Source organism: Flavilitoribacter nigricans DSM 23189 = NBRC 102662, assembly GCF_002646595.1.
Lineage (GTDB): Bacteria > Bacteroidota > Bacteroidia > Chitinophagales > Saprospiraceae > Flavilitoribacter > Flavilitoribacter nigricans.
In genome coordinates, this window is record NZ_PDUD01000001.1 from 337,169 (window position 1) to 356,121 (window position 18,953).

An 18,953-nucleotide genomic window follows, 5' to 3' on the forward strand; every position below is an offset into this window, starting at 1 on the left:
GGAGGAATGGAAACAGATCCCATGATCTTCTCCATTCCTCCGAATTTGTAAAGCCCTACACCCCAGCGCCCTGCATTCCCAACCAGCTAACTACCAAATTATGCAAAAGATCCTCGTAGCCAATCGCGGCGAAATTGCCTTACGCATCATGCGTACGGCCCGCCGGATGGGTATACAGACTGTGGCCATTTTTTCCGAAGCCGACCGCCATGCTCCCCACGTCAGATTTGCCGACGAAGCCGTTCTCATCGGCCCGCCACCTTCCAATCAATCCTACCTGCGCGCGGATGCCATCATCCAGGCTGCCAAAGAACTGGGTGTGGACGGTATCCATCCCGGTTATGGTTTTCTGAGTGAAAATGCGTCCTTTTCCGCAGCGGTAGAAAAAGCCGGTATCACCTTTATCGGTCCTAAACCCCACGCTATTGAAGTGATGGGTAGCAAGCTTGCCGCCAAAGATGCCGTTAAAGCCTACGACATTCCGATGGTACCGGGTATTGACGAAGCGGTTACCGAGGTAGATAAGGCGATCGCGGTAGCGGAAGAGATCGGATTCCCGATCCTGATCAAAGCATCAGCCGGCGGCGGTGGAAAAGGCATGCGGATCGTAGAGCGAAAAGAGGAACTGGCCGAACAAATGCAGCGCGCCATTAGCGAAGCCGAATCCGCCTTCGGGGACGGGTCGGTCTTTATTGAAAAATACGTCGCCTCACCGCGTCATATCGAGATCCAGGTGCTGGCCGACAGTCACGGTAATACCGTTCATCTCTTCGAACGCGAATGCAGCGTCCAGCGCCGTCACCAGAAAGTGGTGGAAGAAGCGCCCTCCTCCGTCCTTACTCCGGAGATCCGGGCCAAAATGGGGGCAGACGCCGTTAAGGTTGCCCAGGCCTGTGATTACCTCGGGGCGGGTACGGTAGAATTTCTGCTCGACGAGAACCGGAATTACTACTTTTTGGAAATGAATACCCGCCTGCAGGTGGAACATCCCGTTACCGAACTGATCACCGGGCTGGATTTGGTGGAATGGCAGATCCGTATTGCGCGCGGGGAAGCTTTGTCCTTCGGTCAGGAAGATCTCAATATTCAGGGCCACGCTCTAGAGTTGCGGGTATACGCCGAAGATCCGGCCAATGATTTTCTGCCGGACATCGGGAAATTACAGCACTACGAAACGCCCCGGGGAACGGGCATCCGCGTGGACGATGGCTACGAAGCCGGTATGGATATTCCCATTTACTACGATCCGATGATCGCCAAACTGATCACCTACGGTGCGGACCGCCAGGCCGCAATCGGTAAGATGCTGGAAGCGATCGAACACTACCGGATCGAAGGAGTAGCCACTACCCTCCCCTTCGGACGGTTTGTTTTTGAGCATCCGGCTTTTGTATCGGGTGACTTTGATACCCACTTCGTTAAAAAGTATTTCCGCCCGGAAGCGATCCGGGAAGCGGAAGCGGCCGAAGCTGAAGTAGCCGCCAAACTGGCATTCCATCTTTTTGAACGGCAGAAGCAGAGTCTGCCGCTGTCCGAACCCACCAATAATAACTGGTGGATGAAACGACGGTAGCCGTCCATCGGGCTATTCCATTTTCTTTGCTTATTATTGCCGTATGCTTGATGAACAGGGAACCAAGAATTTCGGAGCCTACCTGGACCGCACCCTGCGCCAGGTAAGACTGGATATGGGCCGGCGGCTCAAAGAACAGGGTGTGGATATCACCCCCGAGCAATGGATCATTCTATCCGGTCTGTACGAAAACGACGGTCAGTCCCAAAGCGAGCTGGGAGATTCCAGTTTTAAAAATGCTCCAACCGTTTCCCGGATCATTGATCTGCTTTGTAAAAAGGGACTTACCCGCCGTTTGCCCCACGCCGAAGACCGGCGTCGCCATCACATCTATCTCACCGATACCGGTAAAAAAACCGTGGAGCGGGCCCTGCCCGCCATCCTCGCATCCCGTGAAAAGGGATGGCAGGGGCTCGACGATTCTGATTATCAAACCTTTCTGCGGATTATCAACCGAATTTTCCAAAATTTCAGTGAACAGGAATAAGGCGTCATTTTGTTGAAATAGATAGCGACCGATTGCACGGTATTGATACATTTATTATATTTGCCTAGGCAACTATTGCCTTAGCAATTAAAACCAAAGCGTATGCCGATCTATCACAAAATGGGGAACATACCGCCCAAACGTCACACCATTTTTGAAAAGCCGGAAGGTGGATTGTACTACGAGCAACTCTTCGGCACCATCGGTTTTGACGGGATGTCTTCCCTGATGTACCATTTGCGGCGTCCCACTATGATCCGGGAAGTTGCCGGAAGCCGTGACCTCAGTCCGAAGATTGCCGTTGAGAAGAACATTAAACCCCGGCTAATGAAAGGTTTCCAAGTGCCTCCCCAGGCTGATTTCCTGGATAGTCGTACCAGTCTGTTGGTCAATAAGGACATCCATATCGGTCTGGCAGCTCCCGAAACCTCTATGGATAGCTATTTCTACAAGAATGCGGATGCGGACGAGTTACTGTTCATCCACCGGGGAACCGGGCAACTCCGTACTATGCTGGGCAATATTCCATTTGAATACGGGGATTATCTCGTCATACCGCGGGGTATGATCTACCAGATCGAATTTGATACGTCGGATAACCGGATCCTCTACGCGGAGTCTTTCCATCCCATTTATACGCCAAAACGCTACCGCAACTGGTTCGGACAGCTTTCCGAGCACGCACCGTTTTCCGAAAGGGATTACATCCTGCCGGATGTGCTGGAAACTTTTGACGAAGAGGGGGAATTCCTGATCAAGGTCAAAAAACAGGGCGTTCTGCACGATCTGGTGTATGCCTCCCACCCCTTCGACGTGGTCGGTTGGGACGGCTTTAACTATCCCTACGGTTTTTCCATTCACAATTTCGAACCGATCACCGGACTGATCCACCAGCCGCCACCGGTGCACCAAACGTTTGAGACTAAAGCATTCGTTGTTTGTTCTTTCTGTCCGCGACTCTATGATTATCATCCCAAGGCCATTCCGGCTCCTTACCACCATTCCAATATCGATTCAGACGAAATGCTCTACTATGTAGATGGAGATTTTATGAGCCGCAACAATATTGATCGCGGTCACATCACCCTGCACCCGGGCGGCATCCCGCACGGACCGCATCCCGGAGCCTACGAACGAAGTATCGGTCAGAAAAAAACGGAAGAACTGGCCGTGATGATCGACACCTTCGCGCCCCTCATGCTGACCGAAGCCGCTATGGAACTGGACGATGGGAAATACTACCGTTCCTGGCTGGAAGATGAGCATATTTCCACAATCGGACATTAATACCCTTGAAATCGAGTGGATCAGGTTCCACTCAAGCAGGAGGAATCCCAACAACCACCATAAAACAACCAACATGTCAGCCATAACCAAATCTGCGCCCAAAGCACCCGGGCAAGCAAAAGATTTTATGCCGATCAACGGCACCGATTACATCGAGTTGTATGTAAGTAACGCCAAGCAGGCCGCTCATTTTTACAAATCGGCCATGGGCTTCCAATCATTGGCCTATGCCGGGCTGGAAACCGGACTGAAGGACCGGGAATCCTACGTGGTAGTGCAGGACAAAATCCGCCTCGTACTGACCTCACCGCTGAAAAGCGGCACCAAGATCGGACAGCATATCGATCGCCACGGCGATGGAGTGAAAGTCGTCGCCCTGTGGGTAGACGATGCCACCTATGCCTACGAAACGGCCATGGAACGGGGGGCGAGATCCTATTTCAGCCCGCAGGAAGAAGGAGATGAGCACGGTCGGGTGATCCGCTCGGGCATCTACACCTACGGTGAAGTGGTCCACATCTTCGTCGAACGAAAAAACTACGAGGGTGTATTTCTCCCGGGTTTTCGCTCCTGGGAAACGCACTACTCTCCCGCGCCGGTAGGCCTGAAATACGTCGACCACATGGTGGGTAACGTTGGTCTCGGACGAATGAATTATTGGGTTGATTTTTACGAAAAGGTCATGGGATTCAACCAGATCATTTCTTTTGACGATAAGGATATTTCCACTAAATACACCGCCCTCATGAGTAAGGTAATGAGTAGCGGCAACGGCCGGATCAAGTTTCCCATCAACGAACCGGCGCCGGGTATCAAAAAGTCACAGGTAGAAGAATACCTCGACTTTTACGAAGGTGAAGGCGTGCAGCATATTGCCGTGGCCACGGACGACATTATCGCTACCGTCACCGAACTGCGCGATCGGGGTATCGAGTTTTTACGGGTACCCGATAACTACTACGATACCCTGCTGGACCGGGTGGGAAAAATCGAAGAGGATATTGAACCTTTGCGGGATCTGGGCATTTTAGTAGACCGGGACGATGAAGGTTACCTGCTGCAGATATTTACCAAAACCGTGCAGGCCCGCCCGACCATGTTCTTCGAGATCATTCAGCGGAAAGGCGCAAAATCCTTCGGAAAAGGGAATTTCAAAGCGCTGTTCGAAGCACTGGAAAGAGAACAGGAACTTCGGGGAACCTTGTAACAGACCATCCCGCAATACACAAAGAACACCAAGTAACCACCACATGATTAGCATTGATCCGAAGACATATAATCAGGTAGCCCTTAGCCGGCTACTAACCGGTGCGGTCGCTCCGCGCCCGATCGCGCTGGTATCCAGTATCAGCCAGTCGGGCGCGGTCAACCTCAGTCCGTACAGCTTCTTCAACGTATTCAGTTACCGGCCGCCGATCCTGATCTTTTCCGTTTCCCGGCGCATGCGCGATAACACCACCAAGGATACGCTGGAGAACGTACTGGAAAAACCGGAAGTGGTGATCAATATCGTTAATCACGATCTGGTGGAGCAAATGTCCCTGACCAGTACCGAATACGACCGCGGCGTAAACGAATACGAAAAGGCCGGGCTTACACCTATCCCTTCCGAACGGGTGCAGCCGCCCCGGGTAGCGGAATCGCCCGTTGCGTTCGAATGTAAGGTCAACCAGGTCCTGCCATTGGGTGAAACCGGAGGAGCCGGGAATCTGGTGGTCTGTGAGGTCATCCTGGCTCACTATTCCGAACAAATTTTGATTGATGAGGGCACTGTGGATCCGGTAAAGCTGGACGCGGTGGCCCGCATGGGAAACAACTGGTACAGCCGCGCCAACGGAGACTCCCTGTTCGAGATCGTCAAACCCGGACAGAGTCTTGGCATTGGGGTGGATAAGCTGCCCGATCCTATTCGCTACAGTTCCGTACTGAGCGGTAATGACCTGGGGCGGTTGGGGAATCTCAAAGCTTTTCCCGATGCCGGGGAATTGGAAACCATCAAAAAAGAAGAGGTAGTCCGGGCCCTGATCGAGACCAAAGCGCCCGAGGAACAATGGCATACCCTGGCCAAACGGGTGCTCGAAGTAGGCGAGCGGGAAAAAGCCCTGGCTATTCTGATGATCGGCCTGGAATCTTATGCGATAAAAGAATAAGGCATTTTTCCTGCATCCCTCGCCCCTTTTCCTACCGTCAATTTCTCACTTTAGACCAAACGATGCTCTTGTTTCATCGCAAACTTTGATAATTTCGTAGTTAGAAGAGATGAAACAAGAGCATGAGGTTATTCGTATTAGGGTTCTGGGTACTGCTTACCGCCGGATATTCCGAGATATTCGGACAGGCGGAATATTACCGCAGTACCATCTTTCACAGCATCACCGTTAATGACGGACTGGCCCACCGCACGGCCCACGACCTCGTGCAGGACGAAGACGGTTACATCTGGATTGCCACCAACAACGGCCTCAACCGCTACGACGGCCGCAACATGCAAACCTTCCGCTGGGATATCCGGGATACCTACAGCCTACCAGATAATCGGATCAATCAACTTTTGCTGGGGAACGACCGGCGTCTCTGGATCATTTCCGGGGTTGGAAAATTGTCCTGGTACGATGCACTAGGCGATCGTTTCATCAATCTCAACCTCAAAAGCCCCCTTGGTGAGGGCAACCTGAGAACCTACCTGATCGCCAAAGACACCGCCGGTCAGGTGTATGCGATGGCCAACGATCAGCATCTTTACCGGCTAGTTCCCCGGCCCGACCGGCCCCACGAGCCGCAGCTGATCCCTATTTCTTTTCCTGAAACCGGAACTCCCTCGGTCAACAGATTGCGGGTGGATCAGAGGAACAGATTCTGGGTCCAGACCAATAGCGGCGAAGTATACTGTTACGAACTTCGGGAGGAACAGTTGGAACTCAGAAAAAAATTTAGCCGGCCGACTTCCCTAAACCTGCTGAATATCGACGGCGATCAGATCTGGATGCGGGAAAACAACTCGATCTTCCGACTGGATCTGGACGAACCAGCCCTTTCCCTGCAGCCTTTTTGTAATCTGGACGATCTGGTGTCCGGCCTGAATAGCGCCGCCCAGGAGATCCGGCAGGATAAGCAGGGGCGCTTCTGGATCGCTACGGCCCGCGATGGCCTTATTCAGATCGAGCCCCAGGGTGATACCTTGAAGTACCGGCATTTTCCGGGAACTTCGAAATCGGAGGAAGACCTTTCCAACAACCAGATCTCCAATCTGCTGATCGACAAGTATAATGTACTATGGATCGGCACCCAGGTAGGCGTATTCTGGACGCCACTGGATCAAAAGCCCTTCTACCAGATCAGTCGCTCCAATACCGATGAGCGGGCGATTATTGACAACATCATCCTGTCCGTTTACCGCGATAAATTTCTCTGGATCGGCACCCGCAACGGGCTGTCGGTGATCGATACGTTCTCCAATGCCGTCTATAATTACCCGACACTTCCCGGATACCCCGATGGAACGGACTACGGAGGCATCACCTGTCTTTACAAAGACCGGAACGGCAGCATGTGGATGGGTACCGGACTAGGGCCTCTTTACGAGGTCAAAAATATCCGGCAGCCGGATAAGTTGATGTTTATTCCGATCAACCGCTCCAACTCCAATTTTAGCTATCAGAACATCAATAATATCCTGGAAGATGACTTCGGCCGACTGTGGATCGGCACCACTTACAGCGGGCTATCTATCCTAAAGAACGGGGGTAACAGCGGGCGCTATGAGTTTGATCACCTCTCCACTATTCCCCGGCTGGTGATCAGCAACATGTATAAGGATCCCTATGAAAATACGATCTGGGTGGGCACCACGACCCACGGCCTACTGCAGATCCGGCTGGACCAGCAACGGAATTACCGCACTACCTTTTTCCAGTCCAAACCCGGCGACCCCAATAGCCTCAGTCTGAACCATACGAATCCGATGGTAAAGACCGATCCACAGACCCTGTGGGTAGGCACCATTGGCGGAGGACTCAACAAAATGACCTTTTTGCCCAATGACAGCATTCATTACCAGCTCTATACCACCCAGGAGGGCCTGGTTGACAATACCATTCATACCCTACAAAAGGATAGTGCCGGGCATCTTTGGCTGGGGGGTACCGGACTAAGTCGCTTTGATCCAAAGACCGGGACTTTTATTCATTACGACAAGCAGGACGGCTTGCAGAGTAATCTGTTTATCGTTAATTCAACCTTCAAGGATCGATACGGGAGGCTTTATTTCGGAGGCCCATACGGCCTAAACTTCTTCTCACCGGAAGCCGTACAGGCGGAAAAGAATTATCCGGATATCGTTATTTCCCGATTGAAGATCCTCAACGATTACATCACCGTTGGCGAAGCAATAAACGGGCGGGTGCTGCTCCCGAATGCGCTTAATCAAATGCATCACCTGACCATCAAGGAAAAGGAAAATGACCTGACACTCGACCTGCTGGCCATGCACCACGCCGCTCCCGCAAAAAACCGCCTCCGTTACCGCCTGCAGGGTCACCTGAACGAATGGATCGACGTACCGAGTATGCAGGCTACTATCAACTACTCCAATCTACAGCGGGGAGATTATACGCTACAGATCATGGCCAGTAACGGGGATGGGATCTGGGCCCCGAACGTCAAGGAACTCAAGATCACGGTGCTACCCTACTGGTACAAGACGGTTTGGGCCTATCTGGCTTATGGGCTGGTATTTATCCTGCTGATGGTACTCTTCCGGCGCAATGTGATCGTACAGAGTAATCTGCGCAACAACCTCAAGATCGCCGAAGTAAAGCTGGAGAAAGACCAGGAAGTAGCCGAGATGAAAACCCGCTTTTTCAACAACATCACCCACGAACTGCGCACGCCGCTTACCCTGATCAAAGGACCGGTGGAGGAGTTACTTACCAATGAGGACATCCCGGAAGCGGATCAGAAGAATTACCACCACATCATTCATCACAATGCAGGTCGCTTATTCAATCTGGTGAACCGCCTGCTGGATTTCCGGAAAGCGGAAACCGGACATTTTAAACTGGAAGCGACCGAAGAAGACCTGATTCCCTTTGTCCGCGAACTCTTCCTTTCCTTTCAGGAACTGGCCAGAAAAAAGCAGATCACCTACGAATGGGCCGGTCCGCCCACATTGCCGCTTTATTTTGACCGCGAGAAGATGGAGATCGTACTCGGCAATCTGCTATCCAATGCGTTTAAATACAGCCAGGCCGGAGACCGGATCCGGATCACCGTGAAAGAAAAGGAGCAAAGCTGCCGGATCGAGGTGAGCGATACCGGCCAGGGGATCTCGGCCGAGGAACTGGATAATATTTTCAATCGATTTTACCAGATCGCCCGTACGGAATCTTCCCAGATCATCGGTACCGGTATCGGCCTGTCGATGGTCAAAAACATCGTGGAGCTGCATCGGGGCAAGATCGAAGTGGACAGTCAACCCGGTGCGGGCAGCACATTTTCCATCTGCCTTCCCCTGGGCCGCAGTCACCTCCGTGCCGATCAGGTCATTGAGAACAAACCGCATATCGAGGGCATCACGGAATACCAGAGCCCGGCCACGCCGGCTGTTCTGTCTAATGGAAATGCCGATACTTCGACCCGTCAGAAATTACTCATCGTAGAGGATAATCCGGAGATCCGGCGGTTTATTCATACTATTTTCCGGAAAGATTTTCAGATTGAAGAAGCGGACAACGGAGAAAGCGGCTTGGAGATCCTGAAAAATTACCAGCCTGACCTAATCGTCAGCGACATCATGATGGATCGAATGGACGGGATCACTTTTTGCGGAAAGGTAAAGGAAGATCCGGACCTGTTTCATATCCCGCTGATCCTGCTTACCGCCCGGACCTCAAACGTATATCAGGTCGACGGACTAAGCTCCGGAGCGGATGCGTATATCACCAAACCGTTTAATGCCCAAGTACTGCGTGCCCAGGCGCAGAGTCTGTTGAGATCCCGCACCGCCCTGCGGGAGTACTACGCGGACCGGATCACCCTCGGCCCCAAAAAGATCGATATCCCTTCCGAAGAACTCATTTTCCTGGAGGAACTCATTGCGATTATCGAAGAAAAAACAGAAGCGGACGATCTCACGGCCGAAAACCTGGCGGGAGCCATGGCTATGAGCCATTCCACGCTCTACCGCAAAGTGAAAAGCTATACCGGAGAATCCATCAATTCATTTATTCGGTCTATCCGGCTGAAACAGGCTGCTCAGTTACTCACCGATTCCGAGCTCAATGTTACCCAGGTGGCTTTCAAAGTGGGCTTTTCCGACGTCAATTATTTCGGCAAGTGTTTCAAGCAGCAATTTAAAGTAAGCCCTTCCACTTATGTAAAGAAGAATAGTTGATGTAGAAGGCAGATAATTCATTTCGGAGATGAAAAAAACTACTCTGTTGAAAAAATCGAAACTATTCACAATCAATTAAATTACAAATACTTACGAACGTATTTCCATCCTAATCCTCATTTCTCAGCGGTCTGCTGACGAATTTACCCGGTCTTTTTGACCAATTTTTACCATCCACTCCCCCCTCTTTGCCGGCAACTTTGGGGAACACAGCAACCGGGCTCCATCTTATCCGGTTCGCCTAACTCACTAAAGCATTACTTATGGAAAAGCATTACGTAAGAAAAACCGGCAGATACCTGTTACTGGGTTTCCTGCAATTGGTACTTATGGGAAATCTTTTTGCCCAACGCGAGGTAGCGGGTATCGTTACTTCCGAAGGCATACCCCTCATCGGGGTTAACATCGTGGAAAAGGGAACCGCTAATGGAACGGTTACCGATATCGACGGAAAATACAATTTGACGGTCGACGGCGATGCCTCCGTTCTGATCTTCACTTATACCGGTTACCAGGCCCAGGAAGTTGAAGTCGGTAACCAATCCACCATCGACCTGGTCATGGCCTTCGATGCCGCCAACCTCGAAGAGGTGGTGGTGGTCGGTTTCGGCAGTAAAAAGAAAGCCCACGTGACCGGTGCGGCCTCTTCCGTGGAAATGACGGACGTACTGGCCAATCGCCCCGTGACCAACTCCATGGAGGCCCTGCAGGGGACGGTTCCCGGTCTTCAGATCACCAATAATTCCGGTCAGCCCGGCCCATCCGGCCTCGGGATCAATATTCGTGGTACGACCTCCATCAACGGAGGATCACCCCTGATCCTGCTGGATAACGTTCCGGTTACCGTAGAGGATATCAATCCCCAGGATGTAGCGTCCATTACCGTACTGAAAGATGCGGCGGCTACGTCAATCTACGGTGCCCGGGCGGCTTTCGGGGTCGTCCTGATCACCACTAAATCCGGCGGTAAGAACCAGCCGGTGAAGTTCAATTACTCCTCTACCTTCAGTACGAGCAGTCCGGAGGACATTCCGGAGAAAGCATCTACCTATGACTTCGTAAATGCCCTGAACGACTGGGGCGTCGATGCCTTCTGGACCGGTCAGGACATACCCAGTTGGGTAGGTTACGTAGAAGAGTACCGGAACAATCCCGGTGCCTACCCGGAAGGATACGCCGTGCAGGACGGATTGCGCTACCCACTGGCGGATACGGACCTGATCGGAGCCTGGCTGGATGATCGCGGAGTGACGCAGATCCACAACTTCAATTTCAGCGGAGGCGGTGCCAGTACCACCTACCGCGTATCGGCGGGCTTCAGTGATGAGGACGGGATCATCGTGACCCGGAACGACAGCTACCGCAAATACAACCTGAACGCATCTCTGACCACCGAGCTGACGGACAAACTCACGGCTACTACCAACGTACTGTACCGCAATAGTGTACAGCGCGATCCGCTGGGAAGCTACAGCAATGCCATCACTTTCAACGCCTATACTCCGGCAACTGGTAATCATGTATTTGACGACGGAACGGAAGTGCCGTATTTCACACCGGCCAATATCGAGCACCTGAAAGAAGCTCCGAAGACCCTACAGGACAACATCCGCTTATTCGGTAAGTTGAACTACAACCTGCTGCCCGGCCTGAACCTGACCGGTGAATATACCTTCCAGAAAAGCAACAACGACCAGATCACCAGCGACAACCAGGTACTGACGGTCAACCCCGAGCGTTTCACGCTGAACGCGGTTGATCCCGTAAATACTTTTTACCGCCGTTACAACGGTAAAACGGTCTACAATGCCCTGAACCTGTACGCGAGCTACGACCTGAAACTGGGTGACCACAGCTTCGGCCTGTTGAGTGGTTTCAACCAGGAAAACAGCGATTTCAACGGTTTCTGGGTGCGAAAAACCAACCTGATCAATGTCGATCTACCTTCCATTTCCGGCGCCTCCGGAACGGTGACGGGCGATGATTCCTTCGGCCAGTGGTCGGTACGGGGTTTCTTCGGCCGGTTCAACTACAACTATAAGGAGAAGTACTTCCTGGAGGCCAACGGTCGCTACGACGGTTCTTCGCGTTTCCCGGACGGCAATCGTTTCGGTTTCTTCCCGTCATTTTCTGCCGGCTGGCACATCGGCCGGGAAGCGATCCTGCAAAACATTTCTTTCCTGTCCGATCTGAAACTGAGAGCTTCCTGGGGTGAGATCGGCAACCAGGATACTCCTTCTCTGTATCCGGCGGTACCGGGTATGCCGATCCAGAACGCCAGTTGGCTCGATGAGTCCAGCGGGGTACCCTACGTAACGCTCGGTATCCCAAGCCTGGTGAGTTCTTCTTTCACCTGGGAGCGGGTTCGGACCCTGAACTTTGGGGTGGACGCCGTATTTTTCAAGGGGCGCCTGACCACCGCGCTGGATATCTTCAAACGCGAAACGATCGGGATGTTGATCCCGGGTGCAGAACTACCCGCCGTGCTCGGAGCCAGCGCTCCTACGCAAAATGCCGCCGACCTGGAATCGAAAGGCTGGGAACTCGGCCTGAGCTGGAACGACCGCAAGGGCGCTTTCTCCTACAATATCGGCGTTTCACTGTCGGATAACCGCAGCTTCATCACCAAGTTTGATAATCCGGCCGGACTACTCAGTCAGTACTTTGTCGGTCAGGAACTCGGCAGCATCTGGGGATACGTTTCCGACGGCTACTACACGGAAGCCGATTTTGTAGAAGGCACGCTGAATGACGACCTGATGGGCGGTACGCTCAACGACGGTATCCCCACCTGGGAAGGCCGCAATCAAAACCCGGGAGACATCAAATACGTGGATCAGAACGGAGACGGGATCATCAACGACGGTAACAATACCCTGGACGATCCGGGTGACCGGGTGATCATTGGAAACAACAACCGCCGTTATCAGTACGGGATCTTCGGGAATTTTTCTTTCAAAAATATCGACCTGGCCGTGCTGGTCAACGGTGTGGGCAAAAGAGATCTTTACCAGAACAACAACGTGCGCTTCCCATACACCGACGAATTCAAGGTCGTCTACATCTCTCAACTGGACTACTGGACACCGGACAACCGCAATGCCTACTTCCCCCGGAACTATTCTCTCGGAGGCGTCAACTACGGCATCAACCGCACAACGCAGACTAAATACCTGCTGGACGGCGCTTATCTCCGGGTGAAAAACATCACGCTGGGCTATACCCTGCCGCAGCAGTTGCTGAGCCGCATTGGCATCGACCGGCTGCGCGTCTACGTTGCGGGTGAAAACGTACTGGATTTCAATGACTATCCGGACGGTATCAACACCGAATTGCAGAATAAATCCCAGGGAGCGACCTATCCATATATGCGAAGCTTTTCCGCGGGGGTAAACCTGACTTTCTAAGTTGATAGAGAAGAGAGACCATTTAATTTAAAAAATGAATGCAATGAAAAATATAAAATACTTTATCGGCAGCTTGCTGTTCTTCGTGGTTGCCTGCGATGAAGCATATCTGGAAAAACTGCCGCAGGATCAGCTGACGGTAGGCACAGCCTTTACCTCAAGCGCCAATTTCGAGACTTACGCCTGGGGTTTGTACAATACCTTGCCCGGCTATCAGGATTTTACCCCGCTCAACCGGGAGCGGGGAAGTGACCTGCTGGTCGATAACAGCGGTACACAGGGAGACGCCCTGCTCTGGCAGCGCAAGATCGTTCCTTCCTCCTCCGGACTTTGGGACAACGCTTTTGCCAACATTCGTCGGGTCAATCTAATGCTCGACAATATCGACAACAGCGACATGAACGATGATGACAAAGCCCACTGGCGGGCGGTAGGCTATTTTTTCCGGGCCTATGAATACGTGGAACTGATCGCCAATTACGGCGCGGTGCCCTGGGTAGACCGGGTACTGACCGAAGCGGACGAAGAAGCCCTTTACGGCTCCCGTACGCCGCGGGACGAAGTGGCTCAGAATGTACTTGAGGATCTGAAATGGGCCGAAGAAAACATCAAAGCCGAAGGGAACGGACCGAATACCGTGAATACGGATGTGGTACGGGCGTTGATCTCCCGCTTTGGGCTCTACGAAGGCACCTGGCGCAAGTACCACAGCCTGGGCGGCGAGCAACAGTACCTGCAGGCCAGCGCCGATGCCAGTGCCCTGCTGATCGCTGACCACCCTAATCTGCACGCCAGCTACGATGAGGTGTTCAACAGCGAGACCCTGGCCGGCACGGACGGTGTACTGCTTTACAAAGCCTACGAATTCGGTATTTTGAACGGGCGCTGGTCCCATTACAATCGCAGTTCTATCGGTCACGATGACCTGACCAAGAAAGCGGTTGATCAATACCTGTGCCTGGACGGCCAGACGATCCACACCAGCCCGCTTTTTGACGGGGAGCAAGATCCTTACGATGAGTTCCGCAACCGGGATTATCGGCTGTATTTCAATACGCCGCCACCTTTCCGGGTGGATACAGACGGTAAGAACCAGGAAACCTGGAAATTCGACGCCGACCCGAAACACCGGGAATACATTGACCTGATGGCGACCTTATCCGACGATGAACACAAAACACTACCAACTATGAACTGGAGAGGTTTGATCGTGCGAACCTCTCCCCATTTTAGAAAATTCAACGAAGGCCACGGTTACAATGTCACTTATAGCGGCTATGCGTTTTATAAATTTTCGAACAAGATCAGTCGCCTGCAAAACCGCGACTCCCACGACAAACCTATCTTCCGGATGGGCGAAGTACTGCTGAACTACGCCGAAGCAATGTTCGAACTGGGGCAGTTCAACCAGGAGATCGCCGATCAGACCGTCAATAAACTCCGGGCCCGCGGCAACGTAGCGCCGCTGGATCTGGCCAATATGATCGAAGATCCCACGCGGGATGCCGATGTAGATCCGGCACTCTGGGAAATCCGCCGGGAACGGGGCATCGAATTCCTCGGAGAAGGTCTCGGCCGCGTATTCGACATCAAGCGCTGGAAAAAACTGGTGGAATACGGTGCCGAAGAGAAACTCGGTCGCTGGGTGAAAAACGCCGACTACGGAAACAAACTTCCGATCCAGGACGGTGCCGAAGAAGGTTATGTCTCTCCCTGGGGACCTCCTCCCGGTGTACCCGACTACTACTACCTGGAGCCGATCCCATCGGATCAGATCGTACTCAACCCGCAACTGGAACAAAATCCGGGATGGCGGTAAGCAACAAAGCCGGCAAGATGAGGGATGAGCAATAGTCCGCCCCCGGGGAATACCCATTGCTCATCCCGCCCTGGGCTCCGGCCGCTCAAAAAAAACGGGCGAAATGGAGCGCAAACACTATAGATTTGTTACATTCCGAAACCAATACCGTAGATGTACTCCAAATGGAAGCGAGCGAACTGGGAAGAGTGGATACTGGTGGTTTTTATTACCATTCTCTTTATGTGGAGTATTTACTTATTGGTCGGATAGCTTATGAATTTTAGTTTCATATATTATAGTACAGAAATGTTCGACCTCTCCACTTACCGGGAGGTTGAGCATTTCATTTCACGTAAGTTGGGTTGTAAAGCGTAGTCAGGTACAAGGGAGTATGAATGCGGCGGATACCACCGGACGGGCACTTGCTGCTGTCTGTAATATCCGTTTCTCTTCCCGCTTCTTTTACGCTCTGCCGGGTTGCACCGCAACTTAGAGTAATCAACTGAAAATGAAAAAAACGTTTAACCAACTATTAGCACTGGCCCTGCTACTAAGCTCCTGTAATACCTCAGATCCGGATGCGGCTTCGAACCAGGCCGGCCATTCGGACCAGCCGAATATTATTTACATCCTGGCGGACGATCTGGGGTACGGGGAGTTGGGTGTATACGGTCAGGAACTGATCGAAACACCGAACCTGGATGCCCTCGCGGCCAACGGTATGATCTTTACCCAGCACTACAGCGGCGCTCCGGTATGTGCGCCGGCCCGCTGCGTCCTGATGACCGGGCAACACGGCGGTCACGCCTACGTTCGCGGCAACGACGAATGGGGTGAAAGAGGAAAGGTCTGGGATTACCAGGCCATGTTTGACAATCCCTTCCTGGAAGGCCAGCGGCCGTTACCGGACAGCATTGTCACCGTTGCCGAATTACTGCAGTCCGGAGGTTATACCACCGGGGCCGTAGGTAAATGGGGTCTCGGAGCGCCCACTACCGAAGGCGTACCCAACCGGCAGGGTTTTGACTTTTTCTACGGTTACAATTGCCAGCGCCAGGCGCATACCTTCTACCCCATGCACCTCTGGAAAAACGAGGAACGCGATCTTCTGGATAATAAATTTGTGGAACTGCACGCCGACTTACCGGAAGGTGCCGATCCTAACGACCCGGCCAGCTATGCGGATTTTCAATTGAACGATTACGCGCCGGACCTCATTCAAAAGGAAGCGCTGCAATTTATCGAAGACAGCCAGGATGCTCCTTTCTTCCTCTACTATGCATCCATTATTCCCCATTTGCCCCTGCAGGCTCCGCAGGAATGGGTAGAAAAATACCAGGAAAAACTGGGAACGGAAGAGCCTTTTACCGGCAGCAGCTATTTCCCCAACCGGACACCCCGGGCTACCTACGCGGCCATGATCGCCTACCTGGACTATCAGGTCGGTGAACTGATCGAAAAACTAAAAGCGCTGGGTGAATACGAAAATACCCTGATCATCTTCTCCAGTGATAATGGCCCAACCTACGTGGGCGGTGTGGACGCCGACCTCTTCAACAGTGCCGGTCCTTTCCGCGAAGGTTATGGATTCACCAAGGGATTTGTGCACGAAGGCGGCATTCGGGTGCCGATGATCGCCAGTTGGCCCGGGCATATTCAGCCCGGTAGCAGCACGGAGCACATCTCGGCCTTTTACGATGTGCTTCCCACGCTTTGTGAAGTAGCCGGCGTGTCAACACCGGAAAAAACGGACGGCATCAGCTTTCTGCCGACCCTGCTCGGCCAGGATCAAAAAGAGCACGATTACCTCTATTGGGAATTCCCTTCTTACACCGGGCAACAGGCCGTTCGCATGGGTAAATGGAAAGGCATCCGCACCGGTATCCTGAACGGGAAAGTGGAACTGGAACTTTACGATCTTTCCACCGATCCGACCGAAGAGAATAATGTCGTGGAAGCGTTTCCGGAAGTGGCGGCCCAGATCAAACAGATCATGAGCGACGCCCATACCCAGGCGCCGCTGGACCGGTTCAAAATGGAAGAACTGGGGGATGTGAAAACCGCTTATCTGGAAGCCCGTTCCCGCGTGGAAGAGCGGCTGGATGCACCCCAGAAATGGAATCTGGAAGAAGGCTATTTCGTACTCAATAACCGCACCGGACTACGGGGCCTGGAAAACGCTCCGGGTGCGATAGAAAAGCTCCAGCAGCAGCTGAAACAGACCGGCGGTTACGAGCTCCAGGCCATCAATAAGGATCGGAACAATACCATCGTATTCTCGAAAGACAGTAAGTTAGGGGCCGGGAACTACCGTCTCCATTCCAGTCGGGAAAATATCGAGATCACGGCCGGTGATGAAAACGGTTTTCAGCAGGCGATCCAAACCCTGATGAAGATCATGGATGATAAGATCTGGCAGCAGGAAGAAATGCACAATCCGACCTGGACCGTGGCCGCCGTAGACATTACGGGATCAACGGCGGTTTCCAATTCTTCGCTCTGACCTACAGCAAGCTAAAAATCAGTAATTATGAATAAACAGAACAGAAGAAAATTCCTTAAGCTATCAGCCCTGAGCGGAGCCTTTCTGGGCCTGCCGATCGCTGATTCCTACGCAAGAGCAGACATTGAACAAAAACTGGAAGACCTGACGCGTCCGCGTCCGGCCCGGGGCACCAGCGTCATGGGCCTGCGGGTGGAACCGATCGACCAGGTAAAGGTAGCCTTTATCGGACTGGGTAACCGGGGGCCGGGTCACCTGAAACATGTACTCGCGCTGTATCCGAAAGCCAAGATCACGGCCATCAGCGACATCCGCAAGGAACGGACGGACCACGCCCTGGAGATCCTCAAGGACAGCGGCCAGAAACCGGCCGTTTACGCCGGCACGGCGGATGCCTGGAAGGAAATGGTCCGCCGGGATGATATCGACCTGGTGATCATCGCTACACCCTGGGACGATCACGTACCAATGTGCGTGTACGCCATGGAGCAGGGCAAACACGTAGCGGTGGAAGTTCCCGCCGCCGTCACCCTGGAAGGTTGCTGGCAACTGGTGGATACCGCCGAAGCCACCCAGCGCAACTGCATGATGATGGAGAACGTCTGCTACGGCGACGAGGAGCTCTGGATCCTCAATATGGTGGAGCACGGGGTATTCGGTACCCTGACCCACGCGGAAGCGGCCTACATCCACGATCTGCGTTCGCAGATGTTCAGCAAAACCGGGTATTACAACCAGTGGCGCATTCGTCACCATATCCGTCAGGACGGCAACCTCTACCCGACCCACGGCTTAGGGCCGGTAGCCCAGTATCTGGGGATCGAACGGGGAGATCGATTTGACCACATGGTTTCCATGAGCAGTCTGGAAGCGGCACTGAGCGAGCACAGCCTGAACGTAGAAAGCGACAATGAATTCTACAATCGCCAGGATTTCATGCACGGTGACATGAGCAATACGCTGATTAAAACCGCTAAAGGCCGGACTATCCTGGTGCAACACGACGTAGTTACTCCGCGACCGTACAACCGGATCAACGCCCTGGCCGGTACCAAAGGTTACCACGAAGGCTATCCGTCCCGCCTGTCCCTGGAAGAAAAAGGCGGCCACAAATGGCTGAACGAGGAAGAGTATAAGGAAATGCGGGAGAAATACCGCCACCCGATCTGGGGCAAAATGGAGCAGGAGATCGCCAAGCACGGTGGTCACGGCGGCATGGACTTCGTTCAGGTTTACCGGCTGATCGACTGTCTGAACCGTGGATTACCCCTGGATATGGACGTGTACGACGGAGCCGACTGGTCCGTTGTGGTACCACTTTCCAAACTATCCGTCGAATTGGGTAGCGCACCCCTGAAATTCCCGGACTTTACCCGTGGCAAATGGCAGGGAGAGCGTCCTCAGGGAATTATGGCAAATCTATAAGCACGGTTGTGGGTATGCCCAACGGCAGCCCGAATCCAGGAAAGCATACCGGGGGACTTCACAAGTTACCGGTATCAAT

General features: G+C 52.9%; 10 protein-coding genes and 1 pseudogene. All 11 read left to right on the plus strand.

All coding sequences use genetic code 11. The features are described 5' to 3' along the window. The first annotated feature begins 100 nt into the window (after nt 1-100). The 11 genes and pseudogenes from accC to CRP01_RS01335 all read left to right on the plus strand — a co-directional run bounded on the left by accC (nt 101) and on the right by CRP01_RS01335 (nt 18,874). A complete protein-coding gene (gene accC, locus CRP01_RS01290) occupies nt 101-1,573 on the plus strand; it encodes an acetyl-CoA carboxylase biotin carboxylase subunit (RefSeq protein ID WP_099148165.1) in 1,473 nt (490 codons plus the stop codon). Between the two features lie 43 nt (nt 1,574-1,616). Further along, nucleotides 1,617-2,060 carry a MarR family winged helix-turn-helix transcriptional regulator gene (locus CRP01_RS01295; protein ID WP_099148166.1) on the plus strand — a complete coding sequence of 148 codons (444 nt, stop codon included), beginning with the start codon at nt 1,617-1,619 and terminating at the stop codon, nt 2,058-2,060. 102 nt (nt 2,061-2,162) lie between these two features. Further along, nucleotides 2,163-3,347 carry a homogentisate 1,2-dioxygenase gene (locus CRP01_RS01300; RefSeq protein WP_099148167.1) on the plus strand — a complete coding sequence of 395 codons (1,185 nt, stop codon included), beginning with the start codon at nt 2,163-2,165 and terminating at the stop codon, nt 3,345-3,347. A 73-nt stretch (nt 3,348-3,420) separates the two neighbouring features. After that, nucleotides 3,421-4,554, plus strand: coding sequence for a 4-hydroxyphenylpyruvate dioxygenase (hppD, locus tag CRP01_RS01305; protein ID WP_099148168.1), 1,134 nt, complete (start codon nt 3,421-3,423; stop codon nt 4,552-4,554). 43 nt (nt 4,555-4,597) lie between these two features. Next, nucleotides 4,598-5,497, plus strand: coding sequence for a flavin reductase family protein (locus CRP01_RS01310; RefSeq protein ID WP_099148169.1), 900 nt, complete (start codon nt 4,598-4,600; stop codon nt 5,495-5,497). Nucleotides 5,498-5,619: 122 nt separating this feature from the next. Further along, nucleotides 5,620-9,738, plus strand: coding sequence for a two-component regulator propeller domain-containing protein (locus CRP01_RS01315; protein ID WP_099148170.1), 4,119 nt, complete (start codon nt 5,620-5,622; stop codon nt 9,736-9,738). A 263-nt stretch (nt 9,739-10,001) separates the two neighbouring features. Further along, nucleotides 10,002-13,145, plus strand: coding sequence for a SusC/RagA family TonB-linked outer membrane protein (locus CRP01_RS01320; protein WP_099148171.1), 3,144 nt, complete (start codon nt 10,002-10,004; stop codon nt 13,143-13,145). Between the two features lie 43 nt (nt 13,146-13,188). Beyond that, nucleotides 13,189-14,964: a RagB/SusD family nutrient uptake outer membrane protein gene (locus CRP01_RS01325; protein ID WP_099148172.1), complete on the plus strand. Its 1,776-nt coding sequence runs from the start codon at nt 13,189-13,191 to the stop codon at nt 14,962-14,964. Nucleotides 14,965-15,454: 490 nt separating this feature from the next. Next, nucleotides 15,455-16,984: pseudogene (locus tag CRP01_RS01330) on the plus strand (arylsulfatase); the annotation flags it as partial. After that, nucleotides 16,982-17,449, plus strand: coding sequence for a glycoside hydrolase family 20 zincin-like fold domain-containing protein (locus CRP01_RS43390; protein WP_394337754.1), 468 nt, complete (start codon nt 16,982-16,984; stop codon nt 17,447-17,449). The pseudogene CRP01_RS01330 and the gene CRP01_RS43390, both read left to right, overlap by 3 nt. Nucleotides 17,450-17,476: 27 nt before the next feature. Further along, nucleotides 17,477-18,874 carry a Gfo/Idh/MocA family protein gene (locus tag CRP01_RS01335; RefSeq protein ID WP_099148173.1) on the plus strand — a complete coding sequence of 466 codons (1,398 nt, stop codon included), beginning with the start codon at nt 17,477-17,479 and terminating at the stop codon, nt 18,872-18,874. The last annotated feature ends 79 nt before the right edge of the window (nt 18,875-18,953 follow it).

Excerpts from the sequence above, each read along its gene's own strand:
- accC (WP_099148165.1), top strand. The coding sequence starts at position 101 with ATGCAAAAGATCCTCGTAGCCAATCGCGGCGAAATTGCCTTACGCATC.
- CRP01_RS01295 (WP_099148166.1), top strand. The coding sequence starts at position 1,617 with ATGCTTGATGAACAGGGAACCAAGAATTTCGGAGCCTACCTGGACCGC.
- CRP01_RS01300 (WP_099148167.1), top strand. The coding sequence starts at position 2,163 with ATGCCGATCTATCACAAAATGGGGAACATACCGCCCAAACGTCACACC.
- hppD (WP_099148168.1), top strand. The coding sequence starts at position 3,421 with ATGTCAGCCATAACCAAATCTGCGCCCAAAGCACCCGGGCAAGCAAAA.
- CRP01_RS01310 (WP_099148169.1), top strand. The coding sequence starts at position 4,598 with ATGATTAGCATTGATCCGAAGACATATAATCAGGTAGCCCTTAGCCGG.
- CRP01_RS01315 (WP_099148170.1), top strand. The coding sequence starts at position 5,620 with ATGAGGTTATTCGTATTAGGGTTCTGGGTACTGCTTACCGCCGGATAT.
- CRP01_RS01320 (WP_099148171.1), top strand. The coding sequence starts at position 10,002 with ATGGAAAAGCATTACGTAAGAAAAACCGGCAGATACCTGTTACTGGGT.
- CRP01_RS01325 (WP_099148172.1), top strand. The coding sequence starts at position 13,189 with ATGAAAAATATAAAATACTTTATCGGCAGCTTGCTGTTCTTCGTGGTT.
- CRP01_RS43390 (WP_394337754.1), top strand. The coding sequence starts at position 16,982 with ATGGAAGAACTGGGGGATGTGAAAACCGCTTATCTGGAAGCCCGTTCC.
- CRP01_RS01335 (WP_099148173.1), top strand. The coding sequence starts at position 17,477 with ATGAATAAACAGAACAGAAGAAAATTCCTTAAGCTATCAGCCCTGAGC.